General features: G+C 59.5%; 23 protein-coding genes. 5 read left to right on the top strand and 18 right to left on the bottom strand.

All coding sequences use genetic code 11. The features are described from left to right. Window positions 1-115, bottom strand: a 115-nt coding sequence (locus CPY51_RS33790; RefSeq protein ID WP_146260092.1) for a family 4 glycosyl hydrolase, incomplete at its 3' end; no start/stop codon positions are given. Window positions 116-306: 191 nt separating this feature from the next. On the opposite strand from CPY51_RS33790, the gene CPY51_RS09620 reads away from it, so the two are divergent. Next, on the top strand, window positions 307-1,194 hold the full coding sequence (locus tag CPY51_RS09620; RefSeq protein WP_111160030.1) for an AraC family transcriptional regulator: 888 nt from the start codon (window positions 307-309) through the stop codon (window positions 1,192-1,194). Window positions 1,195-1,208: 14 nt separating this feature from the next. Here the strand turns inward: CPY51_RS09620 and CPY51_RS09625 are convergent, their stop codons facing one another. Then, window positions 1,209-1,631 (bottom strand): DUF983 domain-containing protein, encoded by a 423-nt coding sequence (locus tag CPY51_RS09625; RefSeq protein WP_111160088.1) that lies wholly within the window; start codon window positions 1,629-1,631, stop codon window positions 1,209-1,211. Between the two features lie 192 nt (window positions 1,632-1,823). Then, window positions 1,824-3,218: an aminotransferase-like domain-containing protein gene (locus CPY51_RS09630; RefSeq protein ID WP_111160089.1), complete on the bottom strand. Its 1,395-nt coding sequence runs from the start codon at window positions 3,216-3,218 to the stop codon at window positions 1,824-1,826. 127 nt (window positions 3,219-3,345) lie between these two features. Here CPY51_RS09630 and pepT point away from each other — a divergent pair, with 127 nt between their 5' ends. Then, entirely contained in the window at window positions 3,346-4,578 is a 1,233-nt protein-coding gene (pepT, locus tag CPY51_RS09635; RefSeq protein WP_111160031.1) for a peptidase T, read from the top strand. 13 nt (window positions 4,579-4,591) lie between these two features. On the opposite strand, the gene CPY51_RS09640 is transcribed toward pepT, so the two are convergent. The 6 genes from CPY51_RS09640 to CPY51_RS09665 form a co-directional block, all read right to left on the bottom strand. Further along, a complete protein-coding gene (locus CPY51_RS09640; RefSeq protein WP_111160032.1) occupies window positions 4,592-5,794 on the bottom strand; it encodes an MFS transporter in 1,203 nt (400 codons plus the stop codon). A 96-nt stretch (window positions 5,795-5,890) separates the two neighbouring features. Next, window positions 5,891-7,327, bottom strand: coding sequence for a M81 family metallopeptidase (locus tag CPY51_RS09645; RefSeq protein ID WP_111160033.1), 1,437 nt, complete (start codon window positions 7,325-7,327; stop codon window positions 5,891-5,893). 9 nt (window positions 7,328-7,336) lie between these two features. Further along, window positions 7,337-9,256, bottom strand: a complete 1,920-nt coding sequence (locus CPY51_RS09650) for a beta-N-acetylhexosaminidase (protein ID WP_111160090.1) — start codon at window positions 9,254-9,256, stop codon at window positions 7,337-7,339. 27 nt (window positions 9,257-9,283) lie between these two features. Further along, entirely contained in the window at window positions 9,284-10,060 is a 777-nt protein-coding gene (locus CPY51_RS09655) for an SDR family oxidoreductase (protein WP_111160091.1), read from the bottom strand. A gap of 27 nt (window positions 10,061-10,087) precedes the next feature. Then, window positions 10,088-10,951, bottom strand: coding sequence for a MurR/RpiR family transcriptional regulator (locus CPY51_RS09660; protein ID WP_111160034.1), 864 nt, complete (start codon window positions 10,949-10,951; stop codon window positions 10,088-10,090). 35 nt (window positions 10,952-10,986) lie between these two features. Continuing rightward, window positions 10,987-11,376: a RidA family protein gene (locus CPY51_RS09665; RefSeq protein WP_111160035.1), complete on the bottom strand. Its 390-nt coding sequence runs from the start codon at window positions 11,374-11,376 to the stop codon at window positions 10,987-10,989. A gap of 111 nt (window positions 11,377-11,487) precedes the next feature. On the opposite strand from CPY51_RS09665, the gene CPY51_RS09670 reads away from it, so the two are divergent. The 3 genes from CPY51_RS09670 to CPY51_RS09680 are packed head-to-tail and all read left to right on the top strand — an operon-like array spanning window position 11,488 to window position 14,581. Continuing rightward, on the top strand, window positions 11,488-11,973 hold the full coding sequence (locus CPY51_RS09670) for a hypothetical protein (RefSeq protein WP_111160036.1): 486 nt from the start codon (window positions 11,488-11,490) through the stop codon (window positions 11,971-11,973). 27 nt (window positions 11,974-12,000) lie between these two features. Continuing rightward, window positions 12,001-13,476: a M81 family metallopeptidase gene (locus CPY51_RS09675; protein ID WP_111160037.1), complete on the top strand. Its 1,476-nt coding sequence runs from the start codon at window positions 12,001-12,003 to the stop codon at window positions 13,474-13,476. Between the two features lies 1 nt (window position 13,477). After that, window positions 13,478-14,581, top strand: a complete 1,104-nt coding sequence (locus tag CPY51_RS09680; RefSeq protein WP_111160038.1) for a D-TA family PLP-dependent enzyme — start codon at window positions 13,478-13,480, stop codon at window positions 14,579-14,581. Window positions 14,582-14,609: 28 nt separating this feature from the next. Here CPY51_RS09680 and CPY51_RS09685 read toward each other — a convergent pair whose 3' ends face one another. From CPY51_RS09685 to CPY51_RS09725, 9 genes are all read right to left on the bottom strand, one after another. Further along, window positions 14,610-15,746, bottom strand: a complete 1,137-nt coding sequence (locus CPY51_RS09685) for an ABC transporter ATP-binding protein (protein WP_111160039.1) — start codon at window positions 15,744-15,746, stop codon at window positions 14,610-14,612. A 63-nt stretch (window positions 15,747-15,809) separates the two neighbouring features. Next, entirely contained in the window at window positions 15,810-17,027 is a 1,218-nt protein-coding gene (locus CPY51_RS09690) for an ABC transporter substrate-binding protein (protein ID WP_111160040.1), read from the bottom strand. 67 nt (window positions 17,028-17,094) lie between these two features. Beyond that, window positions 17,095-17,937 carry a carbohydrate ABC transporter permease gene (locus tag CPY51_RS09695; protein WP_195909491.1) on the bottom strand — a complete coding sequence of 281 codons (843 nt, stop codon included), beginning with the start codon at window positions 17,935-17,937 and terminating at the stop codon, window positions 17,095-17,097. Window positions 17,938-17,951: 14 nt separating this feature from the next. After that, window positions 17,952-18,836 (bottom strand): carbohydrate ABC transporter permease, encoded by an 885-nt coding sequence (locus tag CPY51_RS09700; RefSeq protein WP_111160042.1) that lies wholly within the window; start codon window positions 18,834-18,836, stop codon window positions 17,952-17,954. Between the two features lie 13 nt (window positions 18,837-18,849). Further along, entirely contained in the window at window positions 18,850-20,010 is a 1,161-nt protein-coding gene (locus tag CPY51_RS09705) for a Gfo/Idh/MocA family protein (RefSeq protein ID WP_111160043.1), read from the bottom strand. A 226-nt stretch (window positions 20,011-20,236) separates the two neighbouring features. Continuing rightward, window positions 20,237-20,569, bottom strand: a complete 333-nt coding sequence (locus CPY51_RS09710; RefSeq protein WP_111160044.1) for a cytochrome C oxidase subunit IV family protein — start codon at window positions 20,567-20,569, stop codon at window positions 20,237-20,239. A 10-nt stretch (window positions 20,570-20,579) separates the two neighbouring features. Beyond that, on the bottom strand, window positions 20,580-21,302 hold the full coding sequence (locus CPY51_RS09715; protein ID WP_111160045.1) for a heme-copper oxidase subunit III family protein: 723 nt from the start codon (window positions 21,300-21,302) through the stop codon (window positions 20,580-20,582). A gap of 12 nt (window positions 21,303-21,314) precedes the next feature. Further along, complete coding sequence (locus tag CPY51_RS09720) at window positions 21,315-22,019, bottom strand: cytochrome c oxidase subunit 3 (protein WP_111160046.1); 705 nt, start codon at window positions 22,017-22,019, stop codon at window positions 21,315-21,317. Then, window positions 22,016-23,794 (bottom strand): cbb3-type cytochrome c oxidase subunit I, encoded by a 1,779-nt coding sequence (locus CPY51_RS09725; RefSeq protein ID WP_111160047.1) that lies wholly within the window; start codon window positions 23,792-23,794, stop codon window positions 22,016-22,018. The genes CPY51_RS09720 and CPY51_RS09725 overlap by 4 nt, the downstream gene beginning before the upstream one ends. Window positions 23,795-23,838 lie beyond the last annotated feature (44 nt).

Genomic DNA, 23,838 nt, shown 5'->3' on the forward strand with positions numbered 1-23,838 from the left:
TCAGGGCGATCCTCGCACCCGACAGCGCCGGGCGCTGCAGGATGTCGCCGATGATGTTCTTCATGAACACCGTCGAGCCGGCGCCGATGAAGGTGATCTTGGGGTTGGCTGTCATCAATGTCTCCGCGCGTAAATGTCAGGCTACCTCGAACGCGGCCTTCACCAGCCGGGCCGTGTAGGGGTTTTCGAATTCGGATTTTTTGCCACGGCCGCTCCGCCGCAGAAGTGGGTTCTGTCGCCGAAGCGGAATTATGCCTATAATCATTCGGCCGAACAGAGAACGATTGTGCTTTCGAGGGTAATTTTATGCTGCAGGACTTAATCGCCAACGGCCCGATCATGAGGACGGTCTCCCTGCCGCGGGGCAGGCACCGGCTGCATGCCATGCCGACCAGCGCCGGCTATGAAATCCGTCAGAACGAAACCTATGACTGGGATGGTCGCAAGCGCGGGCAAACAGCCTTCACGGTACTGCAGCACACGATCGGTGGCGAGGGCCGGCTACGATACGAGAACCGTAACTACAGACTGACGGCAGGTGACACGTTGCTGGTGCTGGTGCCCCACAATCACCGCTACTGGCTTGAGCAGAACCAGCGCTGGGAGTATTTCTGGCTCTCGATGAACGGCGAGGAGGCGTTGCGGATCCATCGCCTCATTCTTGCGTCGGCCGGCCCGCTATTGCGACTGCAACAGGCCACGATCGACCATGTCGCCGACTGCAGCCTGCGCTTGATCCGCGAGGCGTCGACGCCGGCCAAGGCCTCCGCAATCGCCTATGAGGCGGCAATGGCGCTCTATGACGACGTCTTTGGCTCCCACGCCTTCGAAGCCGACATGAGTGTGATGCAGAGAGTAATCGACCATATCCGCGCAAATCTCGAAAGGGCCCTCTCCGTCGAGGAGCTGGCCGGCATCAGCGGCCTCAGCCGCGCGCATTTCTCACGCGTCTTTACGGAAAGCGAAGGGATGCCGCCGGCGGAATTCGTGCTGCAGCAACGCATGCAGCGGGCGGCCAAGCTTCTGACCAACGCCGCGTTCTTGCCGGTCAAGGAGGTGGCAATCATCTCCGGCTTCGATGACGCCAATTATTTCTCGAAGGTATTTCGTCGGGTGTACGGCATCACCCCGACCGAATTCCGCACCACCGGTATGTATGCAGCCGTCCAGCACAGCTTGTCAGCCGGCAAATAGATGGTTGCTTGCGGTCAGGCGGATCGCGCCGGGATCGTCGGCTCGACATGGTGCGAGTTCGCGCCTGCAAGCTTGCCTTCTTCGGCCTTGTAGAAATATTGGCTCGCGACAAGCCAACCTTTCAGCGGCCTCAACGGCGGAATGCAGGTGAGCAGCATGAACGGCAGGGTCGTGAAGATATGGACCCAATAGGGCGCGTTGAACGCGACCTCGATCCAGAGCGCAAGGGCGACGCTCGGGATGCAGGCAAAGCAGATCACGAAGAAAGCCGGGCCGTCTGCAGGATCGGCAAATGAATAGTCCAGGCCGCAGACCTCGCAAGATGGCCTGAGTGTCAGGAAACCGCTGAACAGATGCCCCTGACCGCAGCGCGGGCAGCGACCGCGAATGCCGGTCTGGACGGGTGGGAGCGGCGGCCATGTGTCATCGGATGACATTTGCTTTGTCCTTGTCGAAGCCTCGCCGGCGAAGCGCACCATGCGTGTCGTTGCAAAGCATAACGCCGAACACGCGTCCCATAGGGCGCTGGATCCACGACGTTACAGCATAGATAGATCAGATTGCATGGATTGTCAAATATTGTATGCACACAATACGCGGATTGTATGTCGCTGCGACGATTTGACAGATCAGACGACCGTGGCTGAGACGACCGGTGACTGCGCCAGCAGGTCGGCGACGATCCCGAGGCTCTGGCGCAGATGCTCGTGATCTTCGGCAGCACCAAGGCCAAGGCGCACGGCTTCAGGTGCGGAGCCGAGTGCAAAAGCATCGCTCGCGACCACGCCGATACCGGCGGACCGGAGCCTGGCAGCGAACTCGCCACGGGACCAGACGGAGGGAAGCCGAAGCCAGCCATGGAAGCCCTCCCGGTCTGCCAACAGGGCGCCGTCGGGCAGCAATTTTGAAGCGATCGCCTGCCTGGCCCTGGCTTCGCGGCGGATCGCTCCGAGCACCGCCTCGGCCGTTCCGTCCTCGATCCATCGGCTGGCAATCGCCGCCGTCAGCGGCGATGCCATCGCGGCAGTCGCCCGGATGACGCCGGCAAGGCGCGCCGCGGCCCTGAGATCGGGGACGACGAGATAGGCGATACGCAGAGCCGGCGACAGGCACTTTGCCAGTCCGGCAATGTGATAGACCCTCTCCGGCGCCAGCGCTGCAAGCGGGGGAACCGGGGCGACCGGCAGTGCGCCATATGCATCGTCTTCGATGACGGCAACCTCGTATCGCGCCGCAATCTCCAGCAGTTTCCGTCTACGATCAAGCGGCAGGGTAATTGTCGTCGGGTTGCTGATCGTCGGGTTGCAGTACAGTGCTCTGGGCTTGTGCGTGATGCAGATCTGCTCGAAAATCTCGGGGAGGATACCGTTCTCGTCGATCGCAACACCTGCGACATTGAGCCGAAGTTGGGCCGCAACGGATAGAAAGCCCGGATAGGTCAAAGCCTCGGCGCAGACCGTATCGCCCGGCGCGGCGAGCAAGCTTACAACGGCAAGCAAGGCACCTTGCGCGCCGGGACAGACAAGCAGGCGCTCGACGCTTACCCCCGGAAGCCGGCTTGCCAGCCACGCTACCCCCGCCTCACGGTCGCGCGCCGCCCCGCCCGGCTGCTGATAGCGCAGCAAGAGCTCGAGCCCACCCTCCGCCTCAAGCGCGCCCACGCCCTCCCACATGCGGGCCGTCAGGGGAGCATCGTCGAAACGCGGCGGCAGGTTCATGCTCATGTCGACGAGCCCTGCCGGGGCGGGACGCAGCGTGGTCATACGGCCTTGGCGAACGTAGGTCCCCTGCCCCACGCGTCCGTCCACCAGCCCGCGCCTCCGTGCTTCGGCATAAGCCCGCGTGACCGTGGTGAAATCTATACCCAATGCTTCAGCGAGCGAGCGCTGTGGCGGTAGCCGGGTACCCGATGGCAGGCGACCGGAGCGGATGTCCGCTTGAAGCGCATCGGCAATCGCCAGATAGACGGGCCCATCGGCCCTCGCTATCGACGGCGTCCAGAAACTCGATTTCCGCTCATTCATGACAGTGCCAAGCTCGATTTGCAATGTATGTATATTGTATGTTTTTGCCATTCCGGCAAGGGGCTTGGCTGTGGCGCCGACGAAGGCTACAGTCGATGGCCCGGCCGCATATATTGGATTTGACACCATGACCGACACCGTTACCGATCGCTTTCTCCGCTACGTCGTCATCGACACCCAATCGGACCCCAAGTCATCGACGCAGCCCACCACCGAAAAGCAGAGGAACCTTGGCCGGGTGCTGGTGGAGGAACTATTGGAGATCGGTCTATCCGATGCTCATCTCGACGAGCACGGCTACGTCTATGCAACTATTCCATCGAATGTTGAAAAGCCGGTACCGGTAATCTGCTTTTGCTCGCACATGGATACCGCACCCGACTTCACTGGCACAAACGTCAAGCCGCAAGTGATGCGAAACTACAGTGGTAGCGACATCAAGCTTTCCGGCGACCCGCAACAGATCATTCGCCTCAGCGACAATCCGGCGCTGCGTGACCAGATCGGCAATGACATCATCACGACTGACGGGACGACGCTGCTGGGCGCCGACGACAAGGCCGGCCTTGCCGAAATCATGACGGCCGCCCAGTTCCTGATGGACAATCCCGAGATCAAGCACGGAACGATCAAGCTTCTGTTCACGCCGGACGAGGAAGTCGGGCGCGGAGCAGACAAGGTCGACCTGGCAAAGCTGGATGCGCAGTTCGCCTATACCGTCGATGGCGAAACCGCCGGCCATATCGAAGATGAGACGTTCTCGGCGGATGGTGTCGAGATCACCATCCAGGGGGTCGCCATACATCCGGGCTTTGCCAAGGGAAAGATGGAAAACGCGATCAAGATCGCCGGGGCGATCATCAGCCGCCTGCCGAAGGAAGCAGCGCCTGAAACGACAACGGGGAGACAAGGCTTTATTCACCCAACTGGCGTGAGCGGCTCGATGGAAAAGGCGGCCCTCAGCCTTATTGTCCGCGACTTCAACGACGAGGGCCTGGCCGCCAAGGAAACGGTCCTCGAGACGATCGTCAAGGAGGTCATGACGGACTATCCCGGCTCTTCCTACAACTTTGCGGTCAAGCAGCAGTACCGCAACATGAAGGTCATTCTCGACCGCAACCCCGAGATCGTCGATAATGCCATCGAGGCAGTCCGGCGCGCCGGCATGGTGCCGGTGCGCGGCAGCATTCGCGGCGGCACCGATGGTTCGCGGCTGTCGTTCATGGGCCTGCCCTGCCCAAACATCTTTGCAGGCGGCCACGCTTTTCACTCGCCGCTCGAATGGATCAGCGTGCAGGATATGGAAAGAGCAGTGAGGACGCTGGTCGAACTTGCGAAAATCTGGGAGGAGCGCGCCTAGACGCACTCGGCAATCAGCGAAGTCCTTTCGTTCCGTCAAGCAGCAGGAGCAGTAACATGCCGACTGCTCCCGCTGCCGCTCCGATTATCGCGGTCCCGGAATAGCTGCTGATACCGGTGCCAATCGCAAAGAGGACAGCACTCAGCCCGGCGCTTAGAAAGAGATTGACTGAAATGAGCGCGCTGCCGAGACCCGGCCGCTCGGCGATCAAATCCTGCAAATAGGTAATCGGAATGCTGATCAACGCTGCTGCCCCGGCGCCGCTGATCAGCGTCAGGGCGTAGACGTGCCACGGCGCGGAAGCAAAGCCGAGCAGCGCAAGGTAGGCGACATAGATGGTGGTGCCGATTGCCAACGCGGTCACGTTGCTCATAGAACGCTGAAGGCGCCCCCAGGCAACGATGAAGACGACTTCGAGGAAGGCAACGATGCCGACCAGCACGCCGATATCAGTCACAGTTCCATGTGCCGCCCCCGTCACGATCAGCGGCAGGACGGCTGCACTGATGTGCAATGTGCTACAGATCAAGGCGATGGCGATCAGGCGTATGAAAATTTTCGGTGACAGGACTTCGCCGAGCGCTGCGAGGTGGGAAAGATGGGCCCTTGCATGTTCGCCCGTTCCCTTTTGTCGAGGCAGAAAGCCGGCAATCAACCCCAGGCAGATGGTGCAGGCAAGACAGGCAAAAAGATAAGCCGGCAACATGCTGCTTGCATGCGACAGAAGCGCACCGGTGATCCCGGGAACAAGGACCCAGGATAGCGAAATCATTGCCCGCACGCCGGAATTTACCGTCGCAACCTCGTGCCGGGCCATGCCCTTGGCGGTGGCTCGGACATTGGCAAAAAGCAGCGAATTCAGCGCGTTGTACACTGGCAACAGGAAGAGGGCGCTCAGGACAAATGTCGGCTGTGTCGGGAAAAGATAGACGACACCATAGCCAAGCACGCCGAATACGGTGACGGACAACATCATCGAGCGATAGTCGCCGAGCCGATCGGCAAGATTGCCGACGAGAACGCTGACGATGACGTTGACGGCGGCCGCCGCAAAGATCAGCGCGGAGTAAAGCCCGTTGCTGAGGCCCAATTCGCGAATGCCGATCACCGATTGATAGGGCGAGGTTGCAGCGCCTGCAAATCCGTAAGCGAAGATCGCAAGCATGCTGACCCGGATCGTCGGGTTGCGGAAGACATCGGGGATGAGAGCGGCCATGGGTCGATAGGGACGGGAATGTACATGCCCGGTTCGTCCGGGCGGTAGGGCTTTAGCAGCTTCGCCCCTGAGCCGGAAGCCGCCAAAGCCCGGTTCTCAGTCTTTCCAGCGCGCCGAGAAGCGGGCTTTCGGTTGATATTCGAAGATCCGGTCGAACGGGAAGGCCGGACGCATGCGTCGCTTGCTGACGAGGCCCTCGATGTCCTGATTGACCACGCCGTTCGTCAGCGCCATCACGTTGGGATTGGCGATCGGCGCCAGCTCCGGCGAAAGATAGCCGGATTTGACGACGAGCAGCCGCACGGACTTCGGATCAAGCTCGAGACGGCTGAAGTCCTCGATATTGTGATAGGGACGCCGCCTGGCGGCAAGAACGATGGCAATGCCACCCGTCAGGACGACTGCCTGCCGTGCGGCCTCCGTGCCTGGATCGTCGAGGAAGATCACCTCCGCCTCGGTTGAAACCGGCGAACTAGCCGGATCGAGGTTGCCGCCGATCTTAAGCTCGACTATCCGGCCGATTCCTGCCGCAAAGCAGGCTTCGACAGCCGGTCTGTCGGTGATACCGGCCAACAGCGCGCCTTGAAAATCGCGCGCGATCAGTTCCCGCAGCACATCCGCCCGGTCTCCGACGCCGCCGCCCGTCGGATTATCCGCGGAATCGGCAAGGATGACTGGCGACGTTGAAGCGCGCTCGGCAATATCGAGCATTTCGTCCAACGGCCCGGTGACCGGACCGAAGCCGAAATCCTCGCGCGCAGCCCAATAGGAAAACGCGATTTCCTCCGCCGCCTTCGATGCTGCGGCCTTATCGACGCCCGTGACGACGGCACAAGCGGTCGCGCGGGGTTCGTCCGCCCAGACGTAGCCAATCATCAGATTGGCATCGAGAATGCCGGTCTGCTTGTCGAACTCTGGCAACCCCAGGTAAATCCTCCTGGCTGGCTCGTCCTCTGTTGATGTGCATTCCCCCGGCAGCAGCACCGGGACCGGCGCCCAGGCGATGCCGGGCAGCCAACCCGTTCTCACCGCTTCGATCAGCATCGACCAGGCACGCACCATCGTCTCGCGAACATCGATATGCGGGGCTGTCCTGTACGCGGCGAAGATGTCGAGCTGATCGATGATGCGCTGGCTGACATTGCCATGCAGGTCGTAGCTTGCTGCAATGGGGCAATCCGGCCCGACAACCGTGCGGGCTGTCGAAATCCAGTCGCCTTCAGCATCGTCCATCCCCTCGACGTTGATTGCGCCGTGCATGGCCAGATAGAGCCCGTTGAGAGGCAAAGCCGCTTTCAAGAGATCGAGGAACTCGGTCTTGAAGGCCTCGTAGGCCACGCGCGAGACCGGACCGCCCGGAATAGCGCGGGCGTGAATGAGGGGAATATGCTCGATGCCGTCGGCTTTAAGGAAGCTGAAATAATCCGAGCCGAGGAGCTCCGCACCGCGCATGACGCGGAAGTCCTCCACTGCCATCAGCACCGGCGAATAGGTGCTGCACTCCGTGTGAATTCCACCAACTGCAATGCGCATGGCCGGACCTTACAAACTTGGGCTAAGAGGTACGATGGCGGCGAAACGCTGCCAGTCCTTCGCTGCCTTGGGCGTCCAGGCGGCTTCGGCGATTGCCGGCAGACGAGGGAAGACGAGGCGGTTGAAATAACCGCGCGACAGGAAGTGCTCCGACCAGATGCAGGCCTGCACCCCTCTCATCCTGTCCTTCAACTCCTCCGGAAAATCCCCTTCCGCTTCGTAGCCATAGGTATGGGCCGGCGGGACGGTGCCTGCCCAGCTTGCCCCTGGCTCCTGAAATGCCTCCGCCTGTACCATGTCGAGGTAGTAGGCTTGCCCCGGCGTCATGACGACGTCATAGCCTTCCCGCGCGAGCTCGATACCGACCTTCGGGTTCTCCCAGGCCATTAGCAGCGTATCCGTCGCACCGACGCCGCCGCCATGGGCAACCTCGTTCCAGCCGGCAAGCTTGCGCCCGCGCGCGGTGAGCATCTCCTTGATGCGCTTGAGGAAGTAGGATTGGAGCGCGAAGGTCCCCGAGATACCCTCTTCCTCCATCAGCTTCTTGGCCAGCGGCGACGCAAGCCAGGAGCCGTCTGCCACCTCGTCGCCGCCGATGTGAATATAGGCGGACGGGAATAGTTCGACCATTTCGTCGAAGACGTTTTCGAGGAATTGGTAGGTAAAGGGAACTGCCGGGTTCAAGGCATTGTTGGCATAGCCCTGCACCGAGTGATAGCTCTCGGGAGCTTCCTGTCCGTCCGTTAGCTCGGGCACAGCGACCAGCGTTGCCGCATTGTGGCCCGGGATGTCGATTTCCGGGATGACCTCGACGCTCAGCGAGCGCGCGTGGGCGACAATGGCCTTCACGTCATCCTGCGAATAGAATCCGCCGACCGGCTCTGCACCGTTGCCAAGCTGCGGCAGTATCGGCTCGTCCGGCCCGCGCAAGACCCCCGCGGTCGTCAACGCCGGATAGGCCCTGATCTCCAGGCGCCAGGCCTCGTCATCGCTCAAATGCCAATGGAATATGTTGAGCTTCAGCCAGGCGATGATATCGATCAGCCGGGTGACATCGGCTACCGGATAGAACTGGCGCGAAACGTCGAGATGGCACCCGCGCCAGCCGTAGCGCGGCCCGTCGGAGATCGTGCCGGCGTTGGGAAAGCGAAATTTGCCGGGGCTGCTGCGGGCGCCATGAAGCAATTGCGCGAGCGAGGTCAGGCCATACTGCCGACCCGCCGCATTGGAATAGGAAAGGCTGATCTCATCCGAAGAAAACGCCAGCAAATAGCCCTCCTTGGCAATCGCGGCATTGCTGACAAAGCGCAACGACCGGCCTTGCACAGACGACGAGAGACTGAAGGGCACATGGGCGCTCTCGAAAAGTCGGCGAAAGTGTGAAATCGCGGTCGAGACGGCGCGCTGCTCTTCGAAAGAACAGCCAACAGCCGGATAAAGCACGACGGGAAAGCCTTCACCAGGCTTGGCATTGATTTCGGCCGGCCAAGGCTGCAGGGCGAAGGGCAGATCGAGTTTGCCTTCCGGCAGCAGAACAGGCGGGGGCTCGCTCACGCGGCCCTCGAGTAGAAGATCCGACACGGCGACAGAAACATGCTTGCCGGAGGCGAGCGTCAGATAGGCGGATTTGGCGCCATCGGTGCAATGGCGGGCCGGACGATGCAGACCACTCACCGTGAAGGTCCAGCTCTGACCAACCCCGACCGTCACGCCCGCCGGTGGGGCGAATTCGTGGAAATTGGCATCGCGTCGCAGGAAGGTTGCATTGCCGCAGGCCTTCGGATCAATGACGCGCGTAAGCGACGTATAGACAAGGCTGAAACCCGAAAGTGCTTCGTCCGAAAGATTGAAAAGGGTGAAGCTGAAGCTGCCGTTTGGGCCGCCATCCGGTTGCCAGGTACTTTCAAGGCGATAAGAAGCCGGCTGCATATCCATTCCTCTCGTTTTCTCTTGCTTTTAATAATGATCCGATTGCGAGAAGGTCCGGGCGAGTTCCGCCTGACCGGCCGTCAGCCCGCAATCGACGGGAAGGCAAACGCCTGATATCGCGGCCGCCAGCGGGCTTGCGAGGAAACCGACGGCATTGGCCACATCCTCGGGTTCCACGACGCGTTGAAGCGGATACCAGCGGCGCGCCTCCTCGAAAACGTCAGGATTGGCTGCTGCACGGATTTTCCAGGCCTGCGTCCGCACGGTACCGGGCGCCACGGAATTGGCGCGGATGCCGAACTTCCCGTACTCGACCGCAACAAGCTTGGTAAAATGCACAAGGCCAGCCTTGGCAGCGCTATAGGCCGGATGGCCGAAGACGTTCATGCCGTTGACCGAGGAGATGTTGATCAACGAGCCCTTTGATGTCTTTAACATGTCCTCGACGGCGCGGAAGCAAAGAAAGGCCGCCTCAAGATTGAGTGCGTTGTCGGCCCGCCAGATCTCCGGCGTCGTGTCATGAAGGCTAACCGCCCGGGCAGCGCCGGCATTGTTGACGAGCGTCTTGACCGTCCCGAGCATCTTGGCACGCGTCGCCATCTCGGCGACGCTTCCCACATTGGTAACATCGCAACCCACGGCTACGAAGCGCTGTTCCGACCCCAGATCGCGGGCCGCTTTTTCGGCCGCGGCAAGATCGATGTCGACAAGCAGGACGATATCGTGGTCGTCGGCGAGCCGGGCTGCGATGGCACGGCCGATATCGCCTGCTCCGCCTGTGACGATCGCGATCGTCTTGGTCATTGGGCTTGCTTCCGCGGACATTGCTTCTCAGTCTCCAAGGAGTTGACGGTCGTCTCCGTCACGGTGGGCGACGAGCTGTTGCTTGATGCGCCGGAGCGTGATCGTCGCCTTTGGCTGGATGGCATAGGCAACGAGGCTGGCAAGAATGTCGACAGCGGCAAGATAGGCGATACGCGTCGATGTCGGACGGTAGATATTGTTGCCCTCAGGCAAGTCGATCGACACGACGATATCCGCGGCCTGCGCCACCAGGCTTCCACTCTGGGTGAGCGCGATAGTGGGGACCTTTGACTCGCGGGCGAGCGTAAAGGCTCGCACGAGTTCGGCATTGCGTCCGGAAAAGGAAGACCCGATCACCACATCCGTAGGCTTTGCTGCAGCTGCCATCATCAGCTGCATGCTATGGTCCGAACTCGCCGTAACGTGCAGGCCGAACCGAAAAAGCCGGTTCTGGAATTCGTTGGCGACCATCGACGAATTGCCGCCGGAACCGAAGGCATAGATCATTTCCGCCTGGGAGATGCGCTCTGCAGCCTGCGCAATCGCGGCCATGTCAAGCGAGCGGTGAAGCAGGAAGAGCGCATTCTGCGCCTTTTCAATAATGTCCTGCGCAACATCGGCGGGATCGGTGCTCTTCGATTCCGGCTTCAGATAGCGCACGCCGATATGGGCCGTCCGGGCCAGCTGAATCTTGAAATCGGCGAAACTGTCGCAGCCAAGACGCCGACAGAAGCGCGTGACGGTCGGGGGCGAGACGTCGGCCTTCTCTGCAAGGCCGATGATCGAAGCGTTCACCGCAAATTCGAAGTCGTTGAGAATGATATCGGCAATGCGGTTTTCAGACTGCGAAAACCGGCCTCTTTCTTCCTGCAGTGTAGAGAAAATATCCATCCAAAGCTTCCTCCGACGCGCCTATCGGCTCCGCGTCATGTGCCTTTCGGCTTGTAGGCGATGCAGTCGATTTCCACCTTGCAGTCCACCATCATGGACGATTGCACGCAGGCGCGCGCCGGGGGATGTTCGCCGAAATACTCCTGGTAGATCTTGTTGAAGCTCCAGAAATCACGCGGATCGTCCAGCCAGACACCGACCCTGACGAGGTGCTCGACGCCGTAGTCGGCTTCCTTCAGGATCGCGAGTACATTGGCGATGGTCTTGTGCGTCTGGGCAATGATGTTGCCATCGATGATCTCGCCATTTTCCATGGCGACCTGCCCGGAGACATAGAGCCACCCATCGGCCTCGACAGCCCGCGCAAATGGCAGCGTCTTGCCTCCTGCGCCGTTTTGACCTGTGCCATAACGCTTGATGGACATTGCCTATCCCTGCAAATTATTTTCTTGATAAGTTGACAAATGACCATAGAAAGCGGAATTTGACCAGCGAAAAACGACATTTATGAAAAGAATTTCAATACGCGAGGAAGCATGCGGGACCCGTTTCAAAATCCCTTCCCATCGTCCGACGCCGCTCGCCACGCCATATGGGAGATGCTGGTGCCCCGCGATATCGACGCATTTCTTTGCGCGGATTGGTCCATGGTCGAGGATGATTTCGTCGAAGACGGCTTCATCGGTATCGACGGCAAGCGTGAAATCAGCCCGGACAAATGGCGATTGGCGTTTCCTACCCTTTCCGCCTACCGCGACGAATGGCTAAGGCAGGCCCAGGATTTTGCAACGCAATCCTTTGCCGAAGACCCGCGCACGGCCATTTTCACCACCACGACGCTTGAAGACATCGAGATAGAGGGAGAGACGGCGCTCGTCCGGAAGAAGTTCGACGGCAGCCTGACGAAAGCGGACGGCAGCCGCGATGTGATGCGGTGGCAGACACTTTACTATTGCCGTCTTCACCAGGGACGCTGGAAGATTTCCGGCTTCACCGGCTATCTCCCAAACCCGATGGGTTGAGATGGCATCAGCACAAAGGCAATTCCAGTGCGCATCTTTACGGCAGCTCTCGCAACCGAGACCAATACTTTTTCCCCCATCTGCATCGATCGGCGGGCTTTCGAGGCCTCTCTCTATGCCCCACCGGGCGAGCATCCAGAGACACCGACGCTCTGTACGGCGCCGATCACCGTGGGCCGCACGGTTGCCGCGCAAAAGGGCTGGGAGCTGATCGAGGGTACCGCGGCCTGGGCCGATCCCGCAGGACTTGTCAGCCGCTCGACCTATGAAAGTCTGCGCGACGAAGTGCTCGAACAATTGCGTGCCGCGCTGCCGGTCGATGCAGTCGTGCTCGGCTTGCATGGCGCAATGGTCGCCGCCGGTTATGAGGATACCGAAGGCGATATCCTTGCCCGCGTGCGCAATATCGTTGGCCCTGACGTTCTCATCTGCGCCGAGCTCGATCCGCATAGCCACCTGACGGCCAAACGCCTTCAGGCCGCTGATATTTTCGTCTACTTCAAGGAATTTCCGCATACGGATTTCGTCGACCGGGCCGAGGATCTCTGGCGCATCACCGTCGATACTCTGGAGGGGCGCGTAAAGCCCGTCATGTCAGTTTTCGATTGCCGGATGATCGACGTTTATCCGACGTCGCGCGAGCCGATGCGCTCCTTCGTCGACAAGATCATGAAGATCGAAAAGGACGATGCCGATATTCTTTCCATCTCGGTCATCCATGGCTTCATGGCGGCCGACGTACCCGACATGGGCACGAAGCTGCTCGTCGTGACCGATGACAAGCCCGAAAAAGGTGCGGCTCTCGCGCGCGATCTCGGTCTTGAGCTGTTTTCGAAACGCGGCACGTTTATCATGCCTCAGATCGATGAAAAGCAGGCGGTTACAGAAGCGTTCGCCGCAACGTCATGGCCCGTCGTAATCGCCGACATGTGGGACAACCCTGGCGGAGGCACGGCAGGCGACGCCACGGTCCTTCTCGCAGAGCTTTTGGCAAAGGGCGCCACAGACACCGCGATTGGCACCATCTGGGACCCGATGGCCGTTCAGATCTGCATGGCGGCAGGTGAAGGGGCGGCGATCCCGCTACGGTTCGGTGCAAAGTCGGCGCCGGGTACGGGCAATCCGGTGGACGGCATCGTCACCGTGGTGAAGCTCGTTCGAAACGCCGAGATGCGTTTCGGCGAAAGCTTTGCTCCCTTCGGCGATTCCGCCCATATCGTACTGAATGGCATCGACATCATTCTCAATTCGACCCGGGCGCAGAGTTTCGATCCCAGCCTGTTTTCGGTCATGGGTATCGATCCCGCATCGAAGAAAATCCTGGTGATCAAATCGACCAACCATTTCTTCGCCTCCTTCTCAAAGATCGCGCCGAAAATCATCTATTGCGCGGCCGGTACGCCTTATCCTAACAATCCGGCGAAGACACCCTATCGTCGCGCACGAAAAGATATCTGGCCGATGATCGCCGATCCTCATGCAATGGAACACGGGGCAAGCTGAAATGACCCACAACGAAGCCTTCGCCGTCGTTGCCAAACCAGGCGACAACCTAGTCGATCTCTCGACGCCCCGCCCGATCATCGACGAGGACCGCCTTGCCGCAAATATTGCGCGCATCCAGTCCTATATGGATGCCCATCACCTGAATTTTCGACCGCATATCAAGACACATAAGATACCGGCACTTGCCAGGGCCCAGGCTGCTGCCGGCGCCAAGGGCATCAATTGCCAGAAGATCACCGAAGCGGAAGTCTTTGCGTCGGCGGGGTTCGAAGACATCCTCATCACCTTCAATATTCTAGGCACGGAGAAGCTTGCTCGGCTGGCCGCCCTGCATGAGCGCATCTCCGCGCTCAAGGTGGTTGCCGACAGCGCGGTGACGGTTGACGGCCTTGCGGCCCATTTCGCCGCGCGCAAGCCGCTGACGGTGCTGGTCGAATGCGATACCGGTGGCGGTCGCTGCGGGGTCCAGACGCCTGCCGAGGCAGCAGCACTCGCCGAGCGGATAGCCAAAGTGCCCAGCCTCGTCTTCGGCGGCCTTCTGACCTATCCGAAACCAGGCGGTGCTGCAGACGTCCAGCGCTTCGCAACCGAAACGCTTGCACTCCTGCGAAGCGTCGGTATCGACTGCCCTGTTGTCAGCAATGGCGGCACCCCGAGCCTTTTCGACGCGCATCTGGTCACGGCTGCGACCGAACATCGGGCAGGCACGTACATTTACAACGACCGCTCCATGGTGCGGGCGGGCCACTGCACTGAAGACGATTGCGCGATGCACGTGTTGGCGACCGTCGTTTCGCGCCCAACCGCCGACCGCGCGGTGATCGACGCAGGCTCCAAAGCCCTGACATCAGATCTGCTGGGCTTTTCGGATTTCGGGACCATAGCGGGTTACCCGCAAGCCGTTATCACAGGCCTGTCAGAGGAGCATGGCGTCATCGATCTGTCCCGATGCACCGGCAAGCGCCCGGAGATCGGCGAAAAAATCCGCATCATCCCGAACCACACCTGCGTGGTCTCGAACCTGTTCGACACAATGGTGTTTCATCGCAACGGCGTTGTGACCCGCGTCGAGGAGGTCGCAGCGCGCGGCCTCGTCTGGTAGGTTCCCAAGTACGGGAGAACGGCGCGGCTTAGGCCGCCCCCGTCGGATCGAGCACGTTCATGTCGATATCGGTCAAGGCGACGCTGCGCTCGAACGCGATACCGGATTCATCGAAGAGATGGCAGTCGGCGGCCTTGAACCCGATCGACAGCGGGACATCGGCTCGGATCGGGACGCTTCCGGGCAGAGTAGCGCAGAAGTTCTCCCCCTCCCCGTCGAGCGCGGCATGGGCAACGGTCTGCGCACCCAGCCGCTCGATCACCGTCGGCACCACCGGTATCGTGATATCGCCGGAGCCGATCTGAATATGTTCGGGCCTGATGCCGAGGGTCAGCGCCTTGCCGACGATCCCGTCCCGCGGCGTGACCGGCAGCAGCGCCGTCTGCCCCTTGTAGTCCACCTCGATCCCTGAAGAACCGACGTTTCTGCACGTCACGGGTAGGAAATTCATTCTTGGATTGCCGATAAAGCCGGCCACAAAGATGTTCGCCGGCTTGTGATAAAGTTCCAGTGGCGCCCCGGTCTGGGCGATCTCGCCGGCATTGAGCACGACGATGCGATCCGCCATGGTCATCGCTTCCACCTGGTCGTGGGTGACATAGATCATGGTCGCCTTCAGCTGGCGATGCAGCCTGGCAAGCTCGATGCGCATATCGGTGCGCAAGGCCGCGTCGAGGTTGGACAGAGGTTCGTCGAAGAGGAAAATCTTCGGCTCGCGGACGATGGCACGGCCGATCGCGACGCGCTGGCGCTGTCCGCCGGAGAGCATGCCCGGCTTTTGCTGCATGCGCTCTTCGAGATGAAGAATACGCGCGGCGTTGCCGACCTTCTCCTTGAGCTTGTCTTCGGGCATCTTTTCGACGCGCAACGGGAAAGCGATATTCTCGAAGACGGTCATGTGCGGATATAGAGCATAGGATTGAAAAACCATGGCGATGCCGCGCTTGACCGGCGGCAGGTCGTTGACCCTTTTTCCGTCGATCAGGATATCGCCGCCGCTGATTTCTTCAAGGCCGGCGATGCAGCGAAGGAGGGTGGACTTGCCACAACCCGAAGGCCCGACGAACACCACGAATTCGCCATCCTGGATCTCGAGATTGATGTCGTGCAGGATTTCCGCGATGCCATAGCGCTTGACGATATGATTGAGGTGAAGCCGGTCCACGCTATGCTCTCCAATTGCGATCGTCAGTTCCGGGGGCGAGCGAACCCGCCCCCGGGGACCTGATTACTTGTACTGCTCAAGGTCGGCAGAGGCCTTTTTCAAGGCGTCGGCCGGCTCTGCCTTGCCGGTAACGACCGACTGGACCATATCAATCATGGTGTTCTGGAAGCCCTTATAGTCGAGGAACAGGGGCTCTGGACCACCGAAGGAAATCCCGTCGAGGAAGGGCTGCCAGCTCGGGTCCTTCGCGACCAGGTCCTTCACGCCGGGAACCGGGCGAAGCGGTGTCAGGCCGTTGGAGACTTCATAGACGAACTGGTTTTCGGGGTTGGTCAGGAATTTGGCGAGATCGGTCGCCTTGTCTTCCATGCCGGTGCCCTTGAAGATGGCGAGGCTGTCGGTGATGAGCAGCGTGCCTGGACCTTTGGCATGCGGACCGAGCGGCAGGTTGGCAACGCCCCACTTGAACTTGGCATCCTTCAGCTTGTTCACTGCACCAACCGAAGCGTGGATCATGCCGATCTTGCCGTCGAGGAAGATGGCGCGCACTTCGTTCTGTTCGTAAGCCGTCGGGCCTTCTTCGGCGTAGGGTACCATCGCCTTCAGCGCGGTCAGCGCCTCGAGGTTTTCGGGGCTGTCGAGCACGATCTTGCCGTCGGCATCGATGACCTTGCCATTGTTGGTGTAAACCCAGTGGAGGTACTGGTGCATGGTGTTGTCGTAAGTCTTTGCGACGACGCCGAAGCCGGCGATGCCAGTCTTTTCCTTGATGATCTTGGCATCGGCGAGTTCCTCAGCCCAGGTCGTTGGCGGCTTTTCGGGATCGAGGCCGGCCTGCTTGAACAGATCCTTGTTCCAATAGAAGGACTTGGTCGAGAAAGCGACCGGAACGCCCCACTGCTTGCCCTCGAAGGTCACGGTCTCCGGGATATTCGGATAGTAAGCGGCTTTGTCGGCATCGCTCATAGGGACGGGGATGATGAGGTCGTTGCTGGCGAACTGCTTCAACGTGCGCGAGCCGACATAGGCAAGCGACGGCGGCGTGCCGGCAGCTGCAAGCGTGGTCACCTTGTCCTGGCACTGGTCCCAACCGACCGGCTCGATGTTGACCTTGTAACCGGGATTGGCGCTCTCCCACTTGGCGATGAAGGGCGGATAGGTTGGGTCGACTGAATCGCCGCACTGGATGAAGCTGATGACCTTGTCTTCGGCAAATGCCATCGACGTCGTCGAAAGCAGGGCGGCGAAGACGCCCATCATGATCTTGGAATGCAGGGGCATTGCGTTTTTTCCTTCCACTCTGGTTAGGTAGTCTTCTACTCTTGGTTATTGGCGAGACACGTTGGCCTCACTCTTTCACGGCACCGGCCGTCAGGCCGGCGACGAGATAGCGCTGCAGGAAGATGAATACGATGAGGACCGGCGCAATGCCGACGAAGCTCGCCGCCATCAACTCGTTCCAGGCAACCTCCTGCCGCCCGAAAAAGCCAAACAAGCCGACCGACAAGGGCATATATTCGGACTTCGAATTAAAGGTCAGGGCGTAGATGAACTGCTGGGCATAGACCGTGAGGAAGCAGAACATCGCCACGACGAGAACGCCCGGTCCTGCAAGCGGCAGGATGATCCGGCGCAGGATATAGAGGCGGCCCGCTCCGTCCACGAAGGCAGCCTCCTCCAGTTCTTTAGGGATGCGCATCAGATAGGCGCGCAGCAGCCAGATGCCGGTCCCGAGTAAGAAGGCAGCGCCGGGGATGATCATCGCCAGATAGGTATTCAGCACGCCGATCGTGCGCATCAGGCGAAACAGCGGAATGATCAACACCGCACCCGAAAACATGTTCACCGACAGAAACATACCGAGAATGACGCCGCGGCCCGGAAATTCGATGCGCGAAAGGGCGTAGGCGGCAGGAATGATCAAGGTGAGGCCGAGAAGGGTGGTTACGGTGGCAATGAAAATTCCGTTGAGCATATAGCGCCATAGCAAGGGCACAGTGGTCCAGATGGTGAAATAGGCGTCGAACGACCCGTTTTCCGGCCAGAAATGATAGGGCGATGAAAACAGCAGCGATATCGGCTTCAGCGAGACGAGAAAGCCCTCGATGAACGGTCCCATGATGAAAAACAGGAATACGAAGGTTCCGAGGTAGATGCCGATCTTTTCGTACCAGCGGAATTTGTCGATCATCATGACGCGTCCCCTTACTTGCTGTCTGCGGCGGTCAGCCGGTTGATGACGCGGAAATAGAAGAAGCAGAATATGCCGAGGCAGATGGCGACCAGGACGGCGCGCGCGGAACCCTCGCCATATTTGTAGGAACCGATCGCGGTCCTATAAGTGTCGATGATCATCGTGGTGGTTTCGCCGCTCGGCCCACCATGCGTTAGAATCCAGATAATATCGAAGGAATTGAACGTCGAAATCAGCGAGATCATCGACATGGTGAGGATGGCCGGCACCATCAGCGGCAGGGTAATGCGGCGAAAGCGATAAAAGCGGCTCGCTCCGTCCACCCATGCCGCCTCGTATAGGTCCTTGGAAATCGACTGGATGGCTGCGAGGAAATAGAACGTCACCATCGGCGTGCCGATCCAGACGTCGGTCATGATCGTTGCCCAGAAGGCCGTGCTGCCATAGGCCAGGAATGCCACCGGCCCATCAACGATGCCGAAGCGCTGCAGCAGTCCGGAAATCATGCCGAACTGCCCGTTATACATCCAGCCCCACATGAAAATGCCGATCGCCATCGGGACAATCCAGGGCATCAGGGTCAGGACGCGAAAGATCGTCCGGCCGGGCAAGGCAACGCTTAAAAGAAGTGCGCCGCAGGTGCCGATCACCATCTTGAAAAGGACCGAGAAGAACGTCCACACGAAGGTGCGCACGATGATCGTGCCGAAGCCTGCACGGAAAATCTTGATGTAGTTGTCCCAGCCGACCCAGTTGACACTCTTCTTGAGGGCAGCGTCGGTGAAGGAAAGATTGACCGTCGCTACCAAAGGCCAGGCGACGATTGCCAGAACGTATAGCAATGCGGGAAGAAGCAGGAGCCAGGCGAAGAGGATGTTACTGCGTTGACTGTTCATCCTTCGCCGCTCCTCAAGCCGCTCTGGCGTGGAGAGCTTCGTCGAAGCTATCCCATACCGGTCGCAAATCAACGATGGTTCGTTTCAGGCGCGCTTCATCCATCGCAAGCGCGAGGATGCCCGCCTCAAGGGCATTCAGGGTCGAGACCGGGAGATGCTTGCCGGTTCGAACGTGGGCGATCAGATCTGCCGCCATCTGCTCGTCGGCACCATAGTGCTGGGAGAGTGCGGTGCGCGTCGCGTATTTTTTCTCCACGACCTTTGCGCCCGAGAGAACCTCGTGGATGTCGAGATAACCGCGAATGAAATCGCCCTCGGCCATGCCGCGCGACCCCATGATGGCGAAGCGACGGAACTGGTCGGGAACATTGAGATTGGTATGGAAATTCATGCCGACGCCGTTGGCATATTCCACGATCGCCACCTGATAGTCGATGATGTCGCCATCGCTGTCGAACACCTTGTCGGAGCCCTGCCAGCCGGACGGCTTACTGTAGAACATGGTCATGTCGTTGATCCCCTCGTTGCGGGGATCGTTCGCCGGAATGAAGCTGCGGCGTCCGCCGAAGCTTGCAACCCTCTCCGGCCGAACGCCGACAATACCGTTGTAAAGGTCGAGATCGTGGCAGCATTTCTCCAGCATGAAACTGCCGGAATATTTCTCATATCGACGCCAGTCGCGCATGAAGAAGGCGCCGTGGTAAGGATAGATGTGCTCCGAGGCCTCGATGGAAACGATATTGCCAAGCACGCCCGTCGCCTGTGCTGCCAGCAGATCCCGGTACATCGGAGAATATCGCAGAACAAGGCCGACCATCAGCCGCTCGTGGCCGAATTTAGCCATAAGACGGGCAAGCTCAATGCTGTCCTCGATCGTGGTGACGATGGGCTTTTCGCAAAAAACCTTCAGTCCGGCCTCGAGGCCGATCCGGATGTGGTCGAGATGCATGTGGTTCGGGGAGCCGATCATCAGCAGATCGAGCTTTTCGTTGGCCGTCAGCTCCTGCGGCGACGCATAGGACGTGCCGACGGAAATCTTCTTCTCGACAAGCTCCGGTAGTCCGGTGGGCTCCGGATCGACATAACCAACGATCTCAAAATTCTCATCAATGGCTTTGAAGACATAGGCAAGGTAAGCCAGCCGGAATCCAAGCCCGATAATTCCCACTTTCATGCTATCGAGTTCCCACTCACGTAATTTATTTTCGTCAAGTTGGGACAAAAATTCGAACCCGTCAACGTGAATGTGGAAAAAGTTGAATTTATGAAATTAATTTTCACACAGCAGTAACTTCCATCGATCTGGACTGCGCCTCCAGGTTTTATCTGAACTCAAGAGCTACCTTACGTTACGTTCTGATAACCCTGAATTTAGAAGTTGGCCTGAAGCAACGAGCCTCTCAGGGGACCGCGCCAAAATAGGCTAGTCGTGTCAACACCGTGTAGTCGGACTCCGACACCATCAAAGCGACGAAGACGAGCACGAGTACCGGAGGAACCACGATGGCATAGACCAACGCCAGCCGTTCCCAGGCCATGTGCATGAAGATGGCAACGATCAACCCCGCCTTCAGAATCATGAAGAGCAGGATCAGAAACCACCTCGGATAGCCCTGGATGCCGAGATAATCGACAAGGTAGGAAAACGTGCTGAGGACGAAAAGCAGGCCCCAGACCACGAGGTAGAGCTTGATCGGATGCTGCTGTCCGGAATGAACAGGCGATTGGGACATTGTGCGCTCCTCACCACAGATAGAAAAATGCAAAGATGAATACCCAGACCAGATCGACGAAGTGCCAGTAGAGCCCCATGATCTCGACGATCTCGTAGTTGCCCTTCCTGCTGGTGAAAAAGCCCCGCCTCTCCTGGTCGAAATCTCCCCGCAGCACCTTGCGGGCCGTGATCAGCAGAAACAACACGCCGATCGAAACATGGGTCCCGTGGAAGCCCGTGATCATGAAAAAAGACGAGCCGAATTGCGCGGCACCCCAGGGATTTCCCCAGGGACGCACCCCTTCGCGGATCAGCTTGGTCCACTCGAAGGCCTGCATTCCAACGAAGGTCGCGCCGAGGGCCGCCGTCGCCAGCATCAAGAATGCCGCCTTGCGACGATCTCGGCTGTATCCGAAGTTGACGGCCATGGCCATCGTACCGCTGCTGCTGATGAGGACAAACGTCATGATCGCAATCAGGATCAGCGGGATTTCCTTGCCCCCAATCGTGAGGGCAAATACCTCGCTGGGAACGGGCCAGGGGACGGTCGTCGACATTCGGGCGGTCATGTAGGCAAGTAGAAAGCAGCCGAAGATGAATGTGTCGCTGAGGAGGAATATCCACATCATCGCCTTGCCCCAGGAGACGTTCTTGAACGCCCGCTGGTCCGACGAAAGATCTGCCGCGACGCCGCGCAGCCCAACAGGTCGCGGAAGTGTTTCGCTGGGCTGCGTCTGCGCGGATTCGTTCATGATCCGAACTCCTTAAGTGATCAATTGACGGCAAAGATCGGCGAAACTGTTGGCCCAGCCTGCGAAAAGCGCAAACAGCACCAGCCAAACCAGGAGCATGAAATGCCAATAGGTGGCACATAAATCCACGCTCAGGCGCAGCTTCTGCGGCGACAGGTCGTACCGCGCCCGCATCGTTGTTCGCCCGAGCACGAGAAGTCCGCCGAGAATGTGCAATCCGTGTATTCCGGTAATCATGTAAAAGAAGCTGTTTGCCGGGTTATCGGCGAGGATGTAGCCGGCCGACATGAGCTGCCACCACGCCACGGCCTGACCGGCGAGAAAGAGGACAGCCGTTACGAGCGCTGCCGAAAGCGCAGTATTCAAGGCTTCATGGCGCCCGACGCGGGCTTCTGTCTTAGCCCATTGGAGCGCTCCGCTACTGGTGACCAGAACCGCCGTATTGACCCAGAGCAGCCGCGGGATGGGCATCCCCCACCAGTCGGCTCCGCCCATGCGCGTGAGATAGGCGCTAATGAACAGCGTGAACAAGGCGCCGACGACAGCCAGAAAAATGCCGAGGCCGATTTTGGCGGTCGGCAGCGGCGATCCTTGCATGCCCTGAACGTCCCTCGCCTGTCCCGCCTCCAGCCAAGGCTTCGAGGTCAGCCGCTGCCGCGTCATCCACCAGCCGATGATGCAGGCAAGTACCGCCAGGAAGATGAGGATGGCGCTCATGGAACGACGCCTCTCGACAAGCCTGCCCTGTCCGGCTGGTTCTGCGGAATGAAATCCTCAGCCGCGCCTGGAACGCTATAGTCATAGGGCCAGCGATAGACCACAGGCAGCTCCTTACCCCAGTTTCCGTGGACGGGCGGCGTCTGGGGCGTCTGCCATTCAAGCGTCGTTGCGCGCCACGGGTTGCCGCCGGACGGTTTGCCCCTGAACAGGCTCCAGCCCAGATTGAACAGGAACAACACCTGCGCAGCACCGACGATCAGCGCGGCGATGGTGATGAACTCGTTCAGCGTATGGGCCGACGGCGGAATGAACGCGGTCTCTCCGAGCTCGTAATAGCGGCGCGGCACGCCGATCAGGCCGAGGTAGTGCATGGGGAAGAAGATCGCATAGGCGCCGAGAAAGGTGACCCAGTAATGGATATGTCCCATCACCTCGTTCAACATCCGCCCGGTTATTTTCGGATACCAATGATGGATAGCCCCGAAAACCACCATGATGGGCGCAACCCCCATCACCATGTGGAAATGCGCGACGACGAACATCGTATCCGACAGTGGCACGTCGACGACGACGTTGCCGAGAAACAGGCCTGTCAGCCCGCCATTGAGAAAGGTGACGATGAAGGCAAGCGCAAACAGCATCGGCAGCGTCAGGTGAATGTTGCCGCGCCAGAGGGTCAACACCCAGTTGTAGACCTTGATCGCCGTCGGGATGGCGATGATCAGCGTCGTGGTGGCGAAGAAAAATCCGAAGTTGGGATTCATGCCGCTCACATACATATGATGCGCCCAGACAACGAAGCTCAGCGCCGCAATGATGAGGATCGCCCAGACCATCATCCTGTAGCCGAAGATATTCTTGCGGGCGTGGGTGCTGATCAGGTCAGAAACGATACCGAATGCGGGAAGCGCCACGATATAGACTTCGGGATGGCCGAAGAACCAGAACAGGTGCTGGAAGAGAATAGGGCTGCCGCCGCCCTGCTTCAACTGCTCACCCATCTCGACGATAGCGGGCATGAAGAAGCTTGTGCCGAGCAGCCGGTCGAACAGCATCATGACCGCGGCAACGAACAGTGCTGGGAAGGCGAGCAGTGCCATGACGGTCGCCGTAAAAATGCCCCATACTGTCAGTGGCATGCGCATCAGTGTCATGCCACGGGCGCGTCCCTGCAGCACCGTGACAACGTAGTTGAGACCGCCCATCGTGAAGCCGATGATGAACAAGATCAGCGACGAGAGCATCAGGATGATGCCCCAGTCGCGCCCGCCCGGCGTGCCTGACAGGAGGGCCTGCGGCGGATAAAGCGTCCAGCCGGCACCGGTCGGCCCGCCCGGTGCGAAGAAGCCTGCGACCAGCACCAGCACCGCCAGAAGGTAGAGCCAGTAGCTCAGCATGTTCGCATAGGGAAACACCATGTCGCGAGCACCGAGCATCAGGGGGATGAGGTAGTTGCCAAATCCCCCAAGAAACAGCGCTGTCAACAGGTAGATCACCATGATCATGCCGTGCATGGTGATGAACTGATAATAATGGTCGGCATCGATGAAGGAGAAATAGCCAGGAAATCCGAGCTGTAGGCGCATCAGCCAGGACAGCACCAGCGCCACCATGCCGATTGCGATGGCAGTTATGCCGTACTGGATGGCGATGACCTTCGCATCCTGGCTGAAAACATATCTCGTCCACCAGCTTTTTGGATGGTAAAGCTCCACGTCCTCGACTTCGGCGGGATGAATGATGTCCTCGGCGCCAGATCGAATGTCGACCATGCTCTGTCCTCCCTGTTTCCCCAAAGCGGCCTTCCTCCTCGGCC

Source organism: Arminella tubonensis (assembly GCF_003240585.1).
Lineage (GTDB): Bacteria > Pseudomonadota > Alphaproteobacteria > Rhizobiales > Rhizobiaceae > Rhizobium > Rhizobium tubonense.

What these genes read in the sequence shown, in the direction of transcription:
- CPY51_RS09655 (WP_111160091.1), bottom strand. Translation starts at nt 10,060, where the DNA reads ATGACCAAGACGATCGCGATCGTCACAGGCGGAGCAGGCGATATCGGC.
- CPY51_RS09720 (WP_111160046.1), bottom strand. Translation starts at nt 22,019, where the DNA reads ATGAGCGCCATCCTCATCTTCCTGGCGGTACTTGCCTGCATCATCGGC.
- CPY51_RS09665 (WP_111160035.1), bottom strand. Translation starts at nt 11,376, where the DNA reads ATGTCCATCAAGCGTTATGGCACAGGTCAAAACGGCGCAGGAGGCAAG.
- CPY51_RS09630 (WP_111160089.1), bottom strand. Translation starts at nt 3,218, where the DNA reads ATGAATGAGCGGAAATCGAGTTTCTGGACGCCGTCGATAGCGAGGGCC.
- CPY51_RS09715 (WP_111160045.1), bottom strand. Translation starts at nt 21,302, where the DNA reads ATGAACGAATCCGCGCAGACGCAGCCCAGCGAAACACTTCCGCGACCT.
- CPY51_RS09725 (WP_111160047.1), bottom strand. Translation starts at nt 23,794, where the DNA reads ATGGTCGACATTCGATCTGGCGCCGAGGACATCATTCATCCCGCCGAA.
- CPY51_RS09640 (WP_111160032.1), bottom strand. Translation starts at nt 5,794, where the DNA reads ATGGCCGCTCTCATCCCCGATGTCTTCCGCAACCCGACGATCCGGGTC.
- CPY51_RS09710 (WP_111160044.1), bottom strand. Translation starts at nt 20,569, where the DNA reads ATGTCCCAATCGCCTGTTCATTCCGGACAGCAGCATCCGATCAAGCTC.
- CPY51_RS09650 (WP_111160090.1), bottom strand. Translation starts at nt 9,256, where the DNA reads ATGCAGCCGGCTTCTTATCGCCTTGAAAGTACCTGGCAACCGGATGGC.
- pepT (WP_111160031.1), top strand. Translation starts at nt 3,346, where the DNA reads ATGACCGACACCGTTACCGATCGCTTTCTCCGCTACGTCGTCATCGAC.
- CPY51_RS09670 (WP_111160036.1), top strand. Translation starts at nt 11,488, where the DNA reads ATGCGGGACCCGTTTCAAAATCCCTTCCCATCGTCCGACGCCGCTCGC.
- CPY51_RS09680 (WP_111160038.1), top strand. Translation starts at nt 13,478, where the DNA reads ATGACCCACAACGAAGCCTTCGCCGTCGTTGCCAAACCAGGCGACAAC.
- CPY51_RS09705 (WP_111160043.1), bottom strand. Translation starts at nt 20,010, where the DNA reads ATGAAAGTGGGAATTATCGGGCTTGGATTCCGGCTGGCTTACCTTGCC.
- CPY51_RS09695 (WP_195909491.1), bottom strand. Translation starts at nt 17,937, where the DNA reads ATGATCGACAAATTCCGCTGGTACGAAAAGATCGGCATCTACCTCGGA.
- CPY51_RS09620 (WP_111160030.1), top strand. Translation starts at nt 307, where the DNA reads ATGCTGCAGGACTTAATCGCCAACGGCCCGATCATGAGGACGGTCTCC.
- CPY51_RS09660 (WP_111160034.1), bottom strand. Translation starts at nt 10,951, where the DNA reads ATGGATATTTTCTCTACACTGCAGGAAGAAAGAGGCCGGTTTTCGCAG.
- CPY51_RS09625 (WP_111160088.1), bottom strand. Translation starts at nt 1,631, where the DNA reads ATGTCATCCGATGACACATGGCCGCCGCTCCCACCCGTCCAGACCGGC.
- CPY51_RS09645 (WP_111160033.1), bottom strand. Translation starts at nt 7,327, where the DNA reads ATGCGCATTGCAGTTGGTGGAATTCACACGGAGTGCAGCACCTATTCG.
- CPY51_RS09700 (WP_111160042.1), bottom strand. Translation starts at nt 18,836, where the DNA reads ATGAACAGTCAACGCAGTAACATCCTCTTCGCCTGGCTCCTGCTTCTT.
- CPY51_RS09690 (WP_111160040.1), bottom strand. Translation starts at nt 17,027, where the DNA reads ATGCCCCTGCATTCCAAGATCATGATGGGCGTCTTCGCCGCCCTGCTT.